8 protein-coding genes, 1 tRNA gene and 2 CRISPR repeat arrays are annotated in these 16,281 nt (G+C 40.5%); of the genes, 5 read left to right on the forward strand and 4 right to left on the reverse strand.

What is annotated here, in order from left to right:
• Positions 1 to 142 precede the first annotated feature (142 nt).
• Together V7L07_RS02990 and V7L07_RS02995 are read right to left on the reverse strand one after the other, a co-directional pair.
• Positions 143 to 889 (reverse strand): Uma2 family endonuclease, encoded by a 747-nt coding sequence (locus V7L07_RS02990; RefSeq protein WP_335054925.1) that lies wholly within the window; start codon positions 887 to 889, stop codon positions 143 to 145.
• Positions 890 to 953: 64 nt separating this feature from the next.
• A complete protein-coding gene (locus tag V7L07_RS02995; protein WP_335054927.1) occupies positions 954 to 2,183 on the reverse strand; it encodes a tetratricopeptide repeat protein in 1,230 nt (409 codons plus the stop codon).
• A 214-nt stretch (positions 2,184 to 2,397) separates the two neighbouring features.
• Between V7L07_RS02995 and V7L07_RS03000 the strand changes: the two genes are divergently transcribed.
• The 4 genes from V7L07_RS03000 to V7L07_RS03015 all read left to right on the forward strand — a co-directional run bounded on the left by V7L07_RS03000 (position 2,398) and on the right by V7L07_RS03015 (position 5,211).
• Positions 2,398 to 2,988: a chromophore lyase CpcT/CpeT gene (locus tag V7L07_RS03000; RefSeq protein ID WP_179064554.1), complete on the forward strand. Its 591-nt coding sequence runs from the start codon at positions 2,398 to 2,400 to the stop codon at positions 2,986 to 2,988.
• Positions 2,989 to 3,168: 180 nt separating this feature from the next.
• Positions 3,169 to 3,239: transfer RNA gene (locus V7L07_RS03005), tRNA-Cys, on the forward strand.
• 233 nt (positions 3,240 to 3,472) lie between these two features.
• On the forward strand, positions 3,473 to 4,711 hold the full coding sequence (locus V7L07_RS03010) for a tyrosine-type recombinase/integrase (RefSeq protein WP_335054929.1): 1,239 nt from the start codon (positions 3,473 to 3,475) through the stop codon (positions 4,709 to 4,711).
• Positions 4,712 to 5,055: 344 nt separating this feature from the next.
• Entirely contained in the window at positions 5,056 to 5,211 is a 156-nt protein-coding gene (locus V7L07_RS03015) for a hypothetical protein (RefSeq protein WP_335054931.1), read from the forward strand.
• An 84-nt stretch (positions 5,212 to 5,295) separates the two neighbouring features.
• Here the strand turns inward: V7L07_RS03015 and V7L07_RS03020 are convergent, their stop codons facing one another.
• Together V7L07_RS03020 and V7L07_RS03025 are read right to left on the reverse strand one after the other, a co-directional pair.
• Positions 5,296 to 9,057 (reverse strand): tetratricopeptide repeat protein, encoded by a 3,762-nt coding sequence (locus V7L07_RS03020; RefSeq protein ID WP_335054933.1) that lies wholly within the window; start codon positions 9,055 to 9,057, stop codon positions 5,296 to 5,298.
• 82 nt (positions 9,058 to 9,139) lie between these two features.
• A CRISPR array of direct repeats spans positions 9,140 to 10,193; the repeat unit is 35 nt; unit sequence GTTTCCATCCCCGTGAGGGGTAAAGGAATTAAAAC.
• A 451-nt stretch (positions 10,194 to 10,644) separates the two neighbouring features.
• Positions 10,645 to 11,394, reverse strand: coding sequence for a DUF4384 domain-containing protein (locus V7L07_RS03025; protein ID WP_335054935.1), 750 nt, complete (start codon positions 11,392 to 11,394; stop codon positions 10,645 to 10,647).
• Positions 11,395 to 11,795: 401 nt separating this feature from the next.
• Between V7L07_RS03025 and cas1 the strand changes: the two genes are divergently transcribed.
• On the forward strand, positions 11,796 to 13,802 hold the full coding sequence (cas1, locus tag V7L07_RS03030; protein ID WP_335054937.1) for a CRISPR-associated endonuclease Cas1: 2,007 nt from the start codon (positions 11,796 to 11,798) through the stop codon (positions 13,800 to 13,802).
• A 402-nt stretch (positions 13,803 to 14,204) separates the two neighbouring features.
• Positions 14,205 to 16,062: direct repeats of the CRISPR family, unit length 35 nt; unit sequence GTTTTAATTCCTTTACCCCTCACGGGGATGGAAAC.
• Positions 16,063 to 16,281: the final 219 nt, after the last annotated feature.

Below are 16,281 nucleotides of genomic sequence, written 5' to 3' on the forward strand. Positions count from 1 at the left end.
CAAAGAGATTGTTGTAGTGACCCATGCTACGAAGCGGTCTTTCTTGACCAAGGTTGGGACGGTCTACTACTATTTCTAAGATACAAGGTTGGGTTATGCAAAGCCTCCACCCAACCTACGAATGACTGAATTTTGAATATCTCTAAGTTTCAATCTCAGATACATTCAAACCTGTTAACCTAGCTACCTGTTCTATTGTCATCCCTGACTCAAGTAAGTTGCGTGCAGTTTGTAATAACTGCGATTCTGCTTTGTCTGCCCTTTGGCGTTCCTTTTCTTCAGGAGTTGGTAGTAATTCCCCTGCCAAAATTGCCCAGCGTAACCAAGTAGTATTAATACCTTTATAACTTCCTTGCCATAACTGTAATGCTAACCCTAAAGATTGACTCACCAATTGATTTTGAGCATTTATTACGATGGGTTGATAAGCTCCTTTTTCATTAGAGAAACCAGCCAAATCATTAGGGTTAAAAGGGTCATACCAGAAATATTCTGGGACACGCAATTGGTTTTGATAAATTAGCTTTTTCTCATTTTTGTCTGCTTGGGCTGTGCTGTCAGAAAGCAACTCAATAACTACATCTGGTGCTTTTGCTTCTTCCCAAACCACCCAACTGCGACGTTCTCCTTTGGGGACTCCCAACACAGCAAAAAAGTCTGGGCCTTTAAAGTCTTTGTTTCGCACCTGGGCCAGACTGTAGTAAACGAACATATTACCGCCAATAAACCCATCTTCTCGCTCTTGCAACCAAGGTATCAGGGCATCTATGAGCAAATCCATCTGGGCTTTGTGTCGTGGACTTTCCATCGGGATACCGTCATCGTCGGGTAATTCTGCTTGGGTGGGTGGGAGTTGAATATCTGGTGCAGCTAGGGTAGTTTCTGACATAGCTTTTCACCTTTTGGGTAAGCATGACGGGTATTTTTATGTTAAGCGATCGCAGAAATTTCAGTTAAAAATTTGTTTTCGACAGTTTTTCAATTTGTCCAGTAAAGTATGCTTCTTCATGTTTGAGTTGTTGCGCTAGTTTTAAACCTTTTTGAAAAGCTGTCAATGCTTGAGGAAACTCTTTGCGTTCTAGATACAATTGTCCAATTTGGTCATAAGCTTGCATCATTCCGTAAAAGTTGGCGGCTTGCGCCTGTGTCTGTACAAGAATTTGGCTAGCCTGCAAAGCTTCGTCTATTTGTCCTTGAGAACGATATAGCACAATTAATTTCTGCAAAGCTTCACCAGCAGGAACAAACTGCTGTAATCGCCAAGCAGTAGTATAAGCTTCTTGATAATTTTTAAAAGCTTCTAGCAGTAAGTTAGGATCTTTCTTGGCAAGAGATTCATAATCTGAAGCGATCGCTAGCTTTAATTCTGGTATTCTAGTAAGATCATTTTCATTGACGTAAATTTCTGCTAACTTATTCAGTACATTCAATGACTGCTGCGGTTGGTTTGTCTGCTCGTAAATATAAGCCAGTCGTTGCAAATATGTTATCTCGTTTACACGTTCGCCAAGGGATGTAGCTAAACTCAATAATTCTTCGTAGATTGGCGCAGCTTTGGGATAATCAAACCAACTCAAATGCAGTTCTCCAATTGTCTGGAGAGTTTCTACAAGTGCAATTGGATCTTTTTGCTGTCGCACTACTAGCAAAACTTGGTTGTAAGCTTCTATGGCTAGTTTAGACGCTCGCACGTTTTGGTAAGCTTGACCTAGCGATCGCCACAATTCTAAATCAATTGGGGCAGTTGTTTTCTCAGATTGCACCTGTTTTTGAATTGCTTGCAATCGTTGCGTAATATATTGTACTTCTTCGCCGTTGTTTTGATTCCAAGCGATCGCACCGACTCGTGATAATGCTTGTATCTCTGCTAATGAACCGAAAAAGCGCCGCAAACGCAATTCTCGGTTCCAAATTTCAAAGGCTGCTTCTGGTTCACCTGCTTGTAGTTTCGCCGCAGCTTCTTGATTTAGCGCATCCAACGCCGGTTCTAACTTTTGCCGTTCTTGGAGAGTTAACGGCTGTTGATCTTTAGGCGATCGTGGTGACAGGGGATCGGGTGTGGTAATCTCTAGAGGATTGGGAGGAAATTTGTCCGGTGGTTTGGGCTTCTTACTCTGTGCCAGCGTTAAGGAACTGCTAAAGAGTATAGTCGCAGTAGCGATCGCAATTAAACGCCTGAGCATAGGTACTTTACTTTGTCTTGAGTTGGTTGTATAAGCTAATTCTACGATTCATCAAAAGCATCCTGATTTTCTACAATCAAAGCATCCATCTTATATCCAATTTAAAAATTGCGTAGGCAAAGCCCATCAAAGGTATCGCAACCAGGATTTTTGAGTCTAGAAAGTGTCAAAATAATCCTAGATAATTTTTAAGCAACTAGTCGATCGTTTTGTAATGACTCATTCTACTGATATCGCCACCTTAGCCCGCTGGATGGCAGCTGACTTTAGCAATCAAGAACAAGCTTTTGAAAATCCGCCTTTTTATGCTCATATCCGCGTGTGTATCCGTCCCCTTCCCTTAGAATTATTCTCAGGAGTAAGTTTGTTTCTCGAACAAGCTTATGATTTTATGCTCAATCAACCCTACCGGATGCGGGTAATGAAGTTGATTCCGGCAGAAAACCACATTGCTATTGAACACTACACCGTTAAAGAAGAACAAAAATTTTACGGTGCATCTCGTGAACCCGAACGCCTCAAAGAATTGTCTGTTGACCAATTGGAAAAAATGTCAGGTTGCAACATGATTGTAGAGTGGACAGGTAAGAGCTTCAAAGGCAGAGTTGAACCTGGTAAAGCCTGCATAGTTGTACGTGACGGCAAAAATACTTATTTGGATAACGAATTTGAGATTGACGCTAAAGAATTTTTCAGCCTTGACCGGGGAAGAGATTTAGACACCGATGAACGCCTTTGGGGTTCTATCGCCGGTCCATTTCACTTTGTCCGCTGGGGTAGTTTTGCTGATGAAGTAAAGGTGTAACAGGTGAAGAGTGAAAACTAATAACTCAGCGATCGCTTAAAGACTACCATAAACATCCAGTTAACCCACTATCTCTACCTCAGAATCCTATGCTATCATGGTTAAACTAGCATCCTATGGCTACTAAATGCCTACTAAGACATCTTAGAAACATTAAAGTAGTTCAGGGAATCTTGCTGTGGCGGCATAGCCAAGTGGTAAGGCAGAGGTCTGCAAAACCTCCACCCCCGGTTCAAATCCGGGTGCCGCCTTTTAATAAATATAAGGATTACAGGGCTTTGAAGCCCTTTTTTAATGGTAGTTGTAGGGCTTGTTTCCAGAGCCTTGCAATATTTTTGGGGTAATTTTGGGTAGTTTGGGTAAAGAACTGGGGTAAAACTGGGGTAAAAATGTAAGGTAGAGGTTTTTACCCCAATAGGTATTTCTGGGGTAAAACTGGGGTAAAGTGAAAAGATAAAGGTCTTTACCCCAGTTAATTACCCTTATGGAATCTCAAAAATCTCAAAGTATTGCCCATCGGGGTTCAGTGCAGATTAAGAACTCTAACGGCAGTCTCCAATTAGTTTTTTCTCATCCTATTGTTACGCCGACGGGAGAGCTAAAAACCAAGCGTTTCTACCTTTCGACAAGGCACTACGATACAACTTTAGGAAGACATCAAGCATCGACTTTAGCGGCAACAATTCAGAGAGATATTGACTATGGAGAGTTTGATGCCAGTTTAGCTAAGTACAAACCAGCAGCTTCATTAAGCACTGTTAGCGCGATTACGCCCATTAGTTCTTCAGTTAACCCCCAATATGACTTGGGAGAATTATGGGAAAAATACACTGAGTTTAAAAAACCACAGGTTAGTCCTTCTACTTACGCTGTTGATTATCGAAAGTATCGCAATCACATCGCCAGTTTCCCAAACAAAACATTGGATAATGCGATCGCAATTCGAGATTATCTCATTGCAAATCTCAGTGCTAATGCAGCTAAACGTACTTTGACAAACATAAATGCTTGCTGTGATTGGGCACTTAAAAGCCAGTTGATTACATCAAATCCCTTCCAGGGTATGGCAAAAGATATTCAGATACCGAAGTCAGAATCAGCAGAATATGAAATCAATCCATTTACTAAGGAAGAACGAGATAGCATAATTCAAGCATTTGAGGAGAGCAAACTCTACAGCTACTATGCTCCTTTAGTAAAATTATTATTTTTTACTGGGTGCAGACCATCAGAAGCGATCGCTCTACAATGGAAGCATATCAGTGATAAATACATTACCTTTGAGCAAGCAATTACCATCAGTACTAAAGGGCTAGCTCTCAAAGATGGATTGAAGACTCAAAGCCAAAGACGTTTTCCGATTAATAATCAGCAACGTGAAATTTTAGACTCTATCAAACCTGAGAACTTTAACCCAGATGATTTTATCTTTAGAAGCAAGAAAGGCGGCATAGTAGACTTTGGGGATTTTCTCAATCATGCTTGGAAAGGTTACAAAAATCACCGTGGTACACATATAGATGGAATCGTAACTAAACTTGTAAAACAGGGTGTAGTCAGCGAATATCGCAAACCTTACCAATGCAGACACACTTTTATTACCCTTTGCCTAGAAGCTGATATTGATGCTAAGGATGTAGGAAGGTGGGTTGGAAACTCTCCAGAAATTATTTACAAGCATTACGCAGGTAATAAACGTAACCTACAGGTGCCAGAATTATAAATTTGTTGAATTAAAATATAGGCGATCGCCTACAAAGCAATTGTGTTAATCAGAAAATACGGTGATTTGATAAAAGTAGCTTTTGCATCGAATGCTGCTACTTATGATCACCTTGTCCATTAACTCTTAGCATTTGTGTAAATAACACAAAGACGCGATCGCGCTTTATTCGGTGTCTGCCTTTATACTGCCACCCAAATCAACGAAAGCTGCACTTTGCTCAAAAGAGATGTTATTGGCACTAGGGGTTCGTCCCAAGCTGATCATCAGGGCATACAACACTAAAGGTGGCAAAGATACCAGAGAAATTCAGGTTCACCCCAGGCTCATTGGTAAAAAGTTAAGTGAGTGTTAAATGTGATACAAAACCTATATCTGTGATGCTCCCAGAAGATTTAGATGCCTACGTGCGAAACAAGCCCAATCGTTCCGAGTGGTTGCGGCAGGTTATTGCTGAGGCTGTGGCTAAGGAACAAGCTTCAGCTTCCCAGGAAGATTGATTGTGAATTTTGCTCAAGCGATCGCTGGTATATTTGTAATTGAGGTAAAAGTAGCGATTAATGCCAGCTTGTCCACTTTTACCCCTAGTTAACCAATGGCTCCGTATTTCCCTGACAAATCCATGCTCCCCAGTAGAAGGGATGTTCTAATGGTGTGTCTTTTTCTTGACAATCAATTCTAGTATTTACTGATAACTCTTTGACCGCTAAAAGCTCCTTTAGCACTTCCAGACCCAAAGTTGATTCGCGCAATTGCTTAACTGTAATTCTACGTATATAATTTTGAGCAGAATGTAACGCCCCAGACCGACTCATGCCAGACTGCAAGTTATCAAAAAAACGCTCCATCAGTAAGGCAGTTACTTTATCAGGAACAGACCATAGGCTCATCACCAGAGTTTTTGCACCTGCCACTGCGAAAGCACGCCGTAACCCAAATACACCTTCGCCAATTTTAATATCTCCTCTGGCAGTATCGCAGGCAGAAAGAACCGTCAATTCATTCGCCCACAAATCTAAACTGGCAATATCTTGGGCAAAAACAAAGCCTTTGCCTGCTGCTTGAGGAAGTCTCCCACCAGCCAGCCAAGTATTAGCACCCGCTAACGCCAGCCCAGAACGCAACATAGGATTTTCTACCTTGGTTGTTCGCAGACCTTCCATGTTTAATAGGTTGCGCCTGTTAGTGACTGGTTGCGCCTGGGAATCGCTTTGGAATAAGCCATGAGTTGCAATTAGCATGATACTAGGACACTTGCTACTTGTCAGGCGGGTTTCTAGTGCTTCTGCGCCTAAGTATAATTTGGCATCGGGCAGTTTTTTCGCCACACTTTCCCCCAAAAACCTTGTCCCTGGAGCGCGAAGGAAGCCTTTTTCTGTGAGATGATCGTTTAACTGAAGACTTCGGACATCGAGCATGAAATTTTTTTCCCAGTCCCCAGTTCCCGATCGCCAATCCCCAGTCCCCAATAAATCAAAATCAGGATCGGCAATGATTAATGGTGCCGAAATAAAACCTGTTGGTAGCTGAACTTTGCTACGGAGAATTTCTCGCCCGACACCCAGATAACTGATGGTATAGTCATCCATTAATAGACGTGAGCCTGTGGCATCAATCGGCAATATCTGAAACGGCACTAAGTTTAAATTCCCATCGGGTGCAATAATTAGATGGCTGCAATCTTTCACTAAGTCCCGGATGGGGTCGAACACTGCTTGACTCAGTTGCATCGCATCTGTGGGATTGTATGATTTGATATGCAGCTTTGGTGCGTCACTACCTTTACCCCAAGCTAATGTCGGGTGGGTGTAGTCAGATGCTTGTAAGCGAAAGGCTTGAATCAGTTCATCGATGGATGCGCTTGCCCCTAAATCTACCATCTGCACGGCATCTGATTGTCCGGCTGTTAAAATAAATGCTAAATACCGAGCTGGATGCCATTGTGTTTCTCCATTGGCCGAAATTGCCTGAAAATCGAATACGTCAAAGCGGACAAACTCGACCAAAATAGAATCAGAAGGTAATGCTGCGACAATCGCCTCACGGTCGAAAGTTTGTTGTGATAGCTGAATTTCTGGAACTTGTGCCGCTAATTGTTTTTGTAAGTTGTGATGTCTGTTTTGCAGTTGTCTCAAATTATCTTGGTATGTAGCTAAGTCATCTGTTTTGGGAACTGCAAAAGTCAGATGGATAATTTGATTGCTCAAATCGCGCAGTTGACGGAATTTTTCTGTCAGTTGCGGGTAGCGGCCATTGTAAAATGCTTCATTTTGAGCCGCCAGCGCTGAGGCGGTTAAGGCTTTACGTTTGAGAACAAAATCTAAGGCTGCTAGTTTTGCTTTATCTGAGTCAGCAAGATGGTTGCAGACTAGGGAAAGAAATAAGTCAAAGTTATTGCGAATTTTCTGGAGGAAGGACAGGCGATCGCTTTCGGAACTAAAAGCGAATATATTACGAATAATCTTGTCATTAATGTTACTGGCTTCGATGCGATGAGATAAAGCTTCATCTGGGCGGTTAGTCGCAGCTAACACTGTTGCGAGATTATTTAAGCTAAATGCAACATCAGGATGTTCATCTCCCAACAGGCGTTTTCTCATTGCCAAAGTTTCTGCATACTTCTGTTGTGCTTCTTCATAGCGCCCCAGCGAAAAGTATAACTCTCCCAGATTATTCAGACTATTAGCGATTTGTGGGTGTGATTCTCCTAGTAATGACTTTCTCAGTCTCAATGTTTCTAAATGGAGTTCTTCTGCTTCTTGATAACGCCCTTGAAAATCATAAATAACCGCTAAGTTATTCATCGTACTTGCTACTTGTGGGTGTTCGTCACCAAAGGCACTTTTAACAATAGCTAAGGCTGATAAAAATAATGATTCTGCTTCTTGATATTTAAATTGAGCATGATATAATGCTGCTAAATTATTGAGAATCGCTGCTACGAATGGATGTCGTTCTCCTAAAAGATTTTTGGTCATTGCCAAAGATTCTAGATGCAGTTGTTCCGATTCAGAATATCGTCCTTGTAACCGATAAATAACTGCTATCTGGTTGAAAGTCAAGGCAATATCAGGATGCTCGTTACCTAAGAGATTTTTTTGAATTTCTAGAGCTGATAAATATTTTTGTTCCGCTTGAGAATAATTGCCTTGTTCTTCATAAAGTCCAGCCAGATTGTTTAAAGTACTGGCAATTACGGGATGCTCTTTTCCAAGTGAGCTTTCCAGTATTGGGAATACTTCTAAATAGAGTTTTTCAGCTTCTAAGTATCGCCCTTGATAAGTGTAGATTACTGCCAAGCTTTTTAAGCTATTAACAATATCTAATTGCTCAGAACTGAACAGTTGTTTTCTCAAAAAATAAGCTTCCAAAGCCTTTTGTTCAGCTGATAAATAACGCCCTTGAATCAGATAAAGTTCTGCTAAATTATCCAAACTGCTAGCGATATCAGGATGTTCATCACCTAGCAAGCGTTTTCTCATCGCTAAGGCTTCTAGATGTTTTTGCTCTGATTCTAGGTAACGCCCCTGTTCTTGATAAGTTCCCCCCAGATTACTGAAGGTAGATGCGATGTATGGATGTTCTGAACCTAATATTTCTTTCCATCTGTCTAAAACAGCTAAATGCAGTTGTTCCGCTTCGAGATAACGTCCTTGAACATCGTACAATCTTGCTAAATTATTCAGGCTAATAGTAATATCAGGATGTAACTCTTCAAACAAGCGTCTTTTCATCACCAAGGTTTCTAAGTGAATTTTTTCTGCTTCTTTATAGCGTCCAAGGGATGTGTAAATCGCTCCTAAATTAGTCAAAGTTTGAGCAATGTCTGGATGTTCATCGCCAAACAGACGTTTTCGCATTCCTAAAACTTCTAAATGTACTTGTTCAGTTTTGAGATATTTTCCTTGTTCTCGATAAATTTCTGCCAGATTATTTAAATTAGTCGCAATTTGAAAATGTTCTGATCCAAAAATACTTTTCCAAAGTTCCAGGGATTCTAAAAAATATTTTTCGGCTTGTGAGTAATTCCCTTGTGAATGGTAGAGTACTGCCAGATTATTTAAAGATTGTGCAACATCAGGATGTTCTGAACCTAAGAGACTTTTTCTAATAGTTAACGCTTGTAAATACAAGAGATTGGCTTCTAAATAACATCCTTGTATTCGATATAATTCTGCTAAGTTATTCAAGCTATCACAATATTCTGAATGCTCAGTTAGCTGCTGGCTTGACCCTAAGTTGACAGCTTCTTGGGCAATAATTATTGCTTGCTTGAAGTTTCCTTGTCCAGCAAGTTGCACAACCTGTAAGTTAAGTTGATTTAATTTTTCTAAGAGTTTTTTCATCTGCTAGTTCCAGATGCTGGTATATTTTTTAGTTTTGACTTTTCAATCAATTACTTATTTTACCTAAAATTGTTCATTATCAGTTTCCATCTCCGTGAGGGGTAAAGGAATTAAAACGATTATTTGTCTGGCGAGGAGGGCCAGAAACCATAGAAGGTTTCCATCCCCGTGAGGGGTAAAGGAATTAAAACCCTATCACTGGAGAGATTATTGTGACTGAACCTGAAAAAGGTTTCCATCCCCGTGAGGGGTAAAGGAATTAAAACAGATGATATTTCTGAAGTTGTAATCGGAGATGAAACATAGTTTCCATCCCCGTGAGGGGTAAAGGAATTAAAACAGCTTGATGAATTTTACTTTAGACAAAAAGCAAGTAGTTTCCATCCCCGTGAGGGGTAAAGGAATTAAAACAAGTAAGCTTTGATACCGTCAAAGTTATAGGTGGAAATGTTTCCATCCCCGTGAGGGGTAAAGGAATTAAAACCGGTTGCAACCCAATCCACCCAAAATTTAAAAGCTTCTTGTTTCCATCCCCGTGAGGGGTAAAGGAATTAAAACCAAATGCTTTTTGCGCTGATTGAGAGTCTAAAAAGATCTGGTTTCCATCCCCGTGAGGGGTAAAGGAATTAAAACTCTGATATTCTCACAAGTGAGATTATTGATGTGTTGATTGTTTCCATCCCCGTGAGGGGTAAAGGAATTAAAACTGTTGGAACTGCATTATTCTTCGGGTTAGCTTTTCGTTTCCATCCCCGTGAGGGGTAAAGGAATTAAAACCGCTGCTTAATGCAACTTCTCAATATCTTTCAGATGTTTCCATCCCCGTGAGGGGTAAAGGAATTAAAACTGTGGCAGAATTTTTGTCTGAACGCCTTTATCCAGAAGTTTCCATCCCCGTGAGGGGTAAAGGAATTAAAACAGAAAAAAGAGTCTGACTCCGTCTTAGACATTGGAATATTGTTTCCATCCCCGTGAGGGGTAAAGGAATTAAAACGATTGATGATGAAGGTTATCGTTATGATGACTATGAAGGTTTCCATCCCCGTGAGGGGTAAAGGAATTAAAACCCTTTCAGTTTTACGATTTCCACTGCCATTCCAAGTTTCCATCCCCGTGAGGGGTAAAGGAATTAAAACCCTACTCTTTCAGAAGCCTTACCAAGATTGAGTTTGAAATAGGTCAATCTGAGGGGGTTGTTTTTTCGAGTAAATAATTGAGATATTTTATCAATAGCAGTAACTTGAAGACACTTAAAATGCTTACCCAGCAAGCTATCTGAGGGGGTCAACGAAAGAATCAGGGTTTCAGCCTTTCCCTGACCCCCTCAGATGCTTATCATTCAATGACAACTTATAAGTTTGCCAAATGATTGAGAGTAACTGGAAACGCTGGATTTAGACTTTATTGATTTTTCATGGTTCAGTAATACTTCAGTATACATAGTATGAAAACAAACTATTAAAGTCAACCCACTTTACAATTTTTAACTACACCAAATTAAGCATTTTAAACCCGCGTAGGCGGTTTTGTCTTTGTAGCTGCGAGTTCTATTTGCACAGGTGAGTAATAAATTAGACTTTTTACTTGTTAACGTGCAGTAATCATGTAATCTGTATACCAAAGTTGATACTCTCCGCGTTCAGTCACGTATTTTAGTAACTCTATAAGATGACTTGCTTCTAGTGACAAAACCTCATCATTCTCTTGCCGTAACCAGTCTAATGCAGGTACTTCCTTGGTAAGGACTGCGATAATTTGCTCCTTACCTGGTTCGCCTTCTACTGGAAAAGCCGTCATTGGTGAACCTTCTTGAGGCAGAGTTGTCTTACCTGTATTCAAGTGCGGCTGAGGAGCAAAACACGAGGGACAAAAACACGATAGTTGTCCAGATGTATCTTTTTGCAACAGTAGTAAATATCCAGGAGTCTCTAAATTGATTTCAAAACGAATAAAGCTACCTACCTGCACTGATTTTTCGTAACGACTCGGTATTTTCTGACCCCAACCTAATGTTTCCTCTTTTACTAAGACTAGCCCCATTTGTTCAGTAGGAGAGCTTAATAATTGAAGTTGTTGCCAAAGGTTATCAAGGGGTGTGAGTTCTTGGGGTTCGGCTTCTTCACCAAATGCAGCAATATCTTGCCAGTCTAAGCCCAGAAAAACGCACATCTCTTGAAAATTTGTGCGATATATCGGTTTACCGTTGAGGAAATTATTAACAGTTGTGTAACCTAATCCTACCTCTATCGCAAAATCTGTTTGAGTTAAATTTCTGGCTTTTAAGGCTTTTCTTGCCAGCTTCACACCTTCATCTGATGCAACCAGAGTCCTGCTCATAATAAGTAAAAAGTAAAAAGGTAAAAGTTAAAAGTAAGAAAATTATACATATTTACGAAGTAAAAAGTTAAAAGATAATCCCCATAAATTTATTTATGGGCTGATAACCATTTTTCTTTTTCTTTCTTTTGCCTTTTAACTTTTTACTTTTGCCTTGTTTAGTCATATACGAAGTCATATACAAGAGTCAATAACCCATACACGAACTCATATATGGCACTGCAACAATTAAGTCAAAGGTACTGCAAGGGATTCGACACCTTTTAAAACACATATTACATTTTCAGTCCATTTTAACGGACTTTCGCTACTCGCCCTTGAGATCATAAACCCCAAGCAGGTTGAAAGCGTGTCGATAATCTTACGTTTACCTTTTTACTTTTACCTTTTTAGTTTTGATTATGTTCACTAAAGAACACCTCCATTTTGCATGGTTACAAGTCCGTGCGGGAAGTAAGGCTGCGGGGATTGATGGTATTTCTGTTGACTTATTTGAGTCAATGGCTACCGAACAATTACAGAAGCTCGAATATCAACTACACCACGAAACTTACACTCCAAGCCCTGCCAAAGGGTTTTACATCCCCAAAAAAAACGGCAGTAAGCGGTTAATTGGTATCCCTACTGTGCGGGATAGAATTATCCAGCGTTTACTACTCGATGAATTGTATTTTCCCTTAGAAGATACGTTTCTTGATTGCAGCTATGCCTATCGTCCTGGACACAGTATTCACCAAGCAGTACAACATTTATATGGATACTATCAGTATCAACCAAAATGGATTATCAAAGCCGATATTGCTGATTTCTTTGACAATCTTTCTTGGGCATTATTGTTAACTGCATTGGAGGAATTATCACTTGAACCAATTGTATTACAGTTGTTAGAACAACAGTTGAAGTCAGGAGTTATCGTCGCTGGACAATATCGCAACTTTGGTAAAGGAGTATTACAAGGTGGGGGACTTTCTGGTGCTTTAGCAAATTTATACCTAACTAGTTTTGATCGAAAATGTCTCAGTCAAGGAATTAATTTAGTGCGGTACGGGGATGATTTTGTTATCGCTTGTAAGAGTTGGCAAGAAGCAAACCGTATCCTTGACAAAATTACTGCTTGGTTAGGAGAAGTCTATTTAACTCTACAACTAGAGAAGACACAGATTTTTACTCCCAAGGATGAGTTTACTTTCTTGGGTTATCGCTTTGCCGGCGGTGAAGTTTATGCACCACCACCACCCAAACCTGTACTCGCTGGGGAATGGGTAATTAATGATTCGGGTACACCTTATTTTCGCAGAAAACCAAGACCAGCGAAACCAGTTTCTCGTCCTCCTAAAGCTTGCAGTATTGACAAGCCGGTCAATTTTCCGAAAGCATCAATTTCTCATTATTGGCAGGAAACCATGACTACTTTATATATAACCGACCAAGGTGCTTATTTGAGCGTCAAAAATCAACAATTTCAAGTTTATTATCAAGGTGAATTGCGGATTAAGGTTCCAGTTAGTCGAGTCAGCAACGTTGTGTTGTTTGGTTGTTGTAATGTATCACATGGCGCGGTGAGTATGGCGTTGCGGCGACGGATTCCGATGATGTATTTGTCCCAAAAGGGCAGGTATTTTGGCAGGTTGCAAACAGAAGGTGATGCTAAGGTTGAATATTTGATGTTACAGGTTGAGCGTTGTCAAAATCCTGAGTTTATTAGAAAGCAAGCTGAAGCGATAGTTCGGGCGAAATTACATAATTCTCGTGCATTACTTTTAAAATTAAACCGTCGCCATCCCTCGAAAATTGCTGCGACAGCAATTAGTGGAATTGCCGAATTGATGGAGAAGTTAACTTTTGCTGAAAGTATGGATTCCCTGCGAGGATACGAAGGAAAAGCAGCGACTTTATACTTTCAAGCTTTGGGTTCCCTGTTTACGGGAGCGTTTGTCTTTGAGAAACGGACTAAGCGTCCACCAACAGATCCCGTCAATAGCTTGTTAAGTTTAGGATATACATTATTAAGTCAAAATGTATTCTCTTTTGTGCAAGTAATTGGATTACACACGCACTTTGGCAACCTTCATGTTCCCCGTGATAATCACCCAGCCTTAGTCAGCGATTTAATGGAAGAATTTCGCGCCCAACTGGTTGATTCTCTTGTCGCTTATTTAATTAATTCCAAGATTTTTACATCTGAAGATTTTACTTCTCCAGATGAAAAAGACGGTGTATATCTTCAACCTCACGCCTTAAAAAAGTTTCTCAAACATTGGGAAGAGAAATTGCAGTCTGAAGTGACGCATCCTCATACAGGATATCAAGTCAGCCTGCGCCGTTGTTTGGAATTACAGGTAAGGGAATACATTGCTTCTTTGACGGGACAAGTGGAGTTATACCGGCCGATGATTTGGAAGTTGTAATGGGGATTGGGGACTATGTAAAACTAGAAAAGTTTGGTGGAGTAATTTTATACTTTATACTTCACCTTGACTTTTTTAGTAGGTTTCTATACACTGGTCATTAAATCTGCCGAACCATGAAAAATTAATAAAATAAAATCAAAAGTAAGTGTTTCTAACTACTCTCAATCATTAGGTAAAGTTATAAATTCTTTATTGATTGATAAGCATCTGAGGGGGTCAGACAACGGCTGAAACCCTTATTATTTCGTTGACCCCCTCAGATAGCTTGCTAAGTAAGCGTTTGAAGTGCGTCAGAGAGTGGTTTATTGAGAGAACTTATAAATTATTTAGCTGGAAAAATGACCCCCTCAGATAGACCTATCTCAAGCTCAATCGTGACAAGGCTTCTGAACAGGTAGGGTTTTAATTCCTTTACCCCTCACGGGGATGGAAACTTCTAGGCTGGGGCCGAGAATATTGACTATTCCGTCTCGTTTTAATTCCTTTACCCCTCACGGGGATGGAAACTGCTTCCAAAATCGCTAAAATTGCTTGTTTAGCTAGTTTTAATTCCTTTACCCCTCACGGGGATGGAAACTAGTCGATGCGATTTTTGAGGCTTTAGAAATTACTTGGTTTTAATTCCTTTACCCCTCACGGGGATGGAAACTTGGGGCTTTGGTATCATTTTGCCCCACACTAACTCCTGTTTTAATTCCTTTACCCCTCACGGGGATGGAAACTTTTTTCTCATAAATAGCAGCGAACGGATAAATAGAAGGTTTTAATTCCTTTACCCCTCACGGGGATGGAAACTTTGACTTCTGGTTCAAGGCATCTGTCTTTTCTGTGAAGTTTTAATTCCTTTACCCCTCACGGGGATGGAAACTTTCTAAAAAAAGGAGTACCGTTTTGGTGATCGTGCAAAAGTTTTAATTCCTTTACCCCTCACGGGGATGGAAACTTAGGTAAGGTACAAACGAAAATCTGTTTAGCATCAGGTTTTAATTCCTTTACCCCTCACGGGGATGGAAACTGTTCTCAAATAAACATCAAAGCAGTCATCATCATTTGTTTTAATTCCTTTACCCCTCACGGGGATGGAAACAAACATTTTTTGTATTCTATATGATTTTGCTGGCAAGCTGTTTTAATTCCTTTACCCCTCACGGGGATGGAAACCAAAGCCCCTGCTGATCGCCATATCCCTGCAATCAACTTCGTTTTAATTCCTTTACCCCTCACGGGGATGGAAACTTTATCAAGTAAAAAGAAATCTCTTCTGCTTTCAAAATGTTTTAATTCCTTTACCCCTCACGGGGATGGAAACCTGATGAGGAACCGTTCCCGTGTACCTTACTGTACACCGGTTTTAATTCCTTTACCCCTCACGGGGATGGAAACTGTTAAGTCGCTTTCGGCAATAGTGCTAAAGACAAGGTTTGGTTTTAATTCCTTTACCCCTCACGGGGATGGAAACAGGGTATTTATGTTCCCCTCCGATTCTGATAAACCCGTTTTAATTCCTTTACCCCTCACGGGGATGGAAACCCTGCACTACGGAAAGCACTGGCTTTCCGTTTATCTCGTTTTAATTCCTTTACCCCTCACGGGGATGGAAACCTTCGCAGGATATGGTAGCTGCCGCAGTGGAGCTTTGGAGTTTTAATTCCTTTACCCCTCACGGGGATGGAAACATTCCTATTTGTAGGCACTCCTGGCAACTATTCAAGTTTTAATTCCTTTACCCCTCACGGGGATGGAAACATCATCTGAAATGTCTATAGGTTCCGGGTATGTCGCCTCCAGTTTTAATTCCTTTACCCCTCACGGGGATGGAAACTGTCTCCCACTGTCGGGGTTTTCATATCATCATCTTTCGTTTTAATTCCTTTACCCCTCACGGGGATGGAAACTTACATCATTTATATAGCTTCCCTTATAAGGGAAGTTGTTTTAATTCCTTTACCCCTCACGGGGATGGAAACTGAGTCCATTGTTAACAAACGATGACTTAGGTTGGAAGTTTTAATTCCTTTACCCCTCACGGGGATGGAAACATTTGTACTTTTGGAGCTCGAACTTTATCACAAAATAGTTTTAATTCCTTTACCCCTCACGGGGATGGAAACCAGTGCTAATTCCGATAGCATTTGATCCAGTGGACTTGGTTTTAATTCCTTTACCCCTCACGGGGATGGAAACGATCAACATTAAACTCAGGGAACCAGCTGTAATAAACAGTTTTAATTCCTTTACCCCTCACGGGGATGGAAAAGTTTAAAGGACGTTGCGATCGCATTAGTGATTTGTCATGCTGCAATGACTGAAGAAAAAATGCGATCGCATTAATATATGTAGGGTGCGTTAGCCTTCGGCATAACACACCCTACCACTAAGTCGGGGATAGTACCTCCGACTTTTTTTTATGCCTTTTTAGTAACTCATATAACCCATATACGAAGTCATATAAAAATAGCATTTACGCAAATACGAA

The organism is Nostoc sp. (genome assembly GCF_036916985.1).
In the GTDB taxonomy this organism is placed as follows: domain Bacteria; phylum Cyanobacteriota; class Cyanobacteriia; order Cyanobacteriales; family Nostocaceae; genus Nostoc.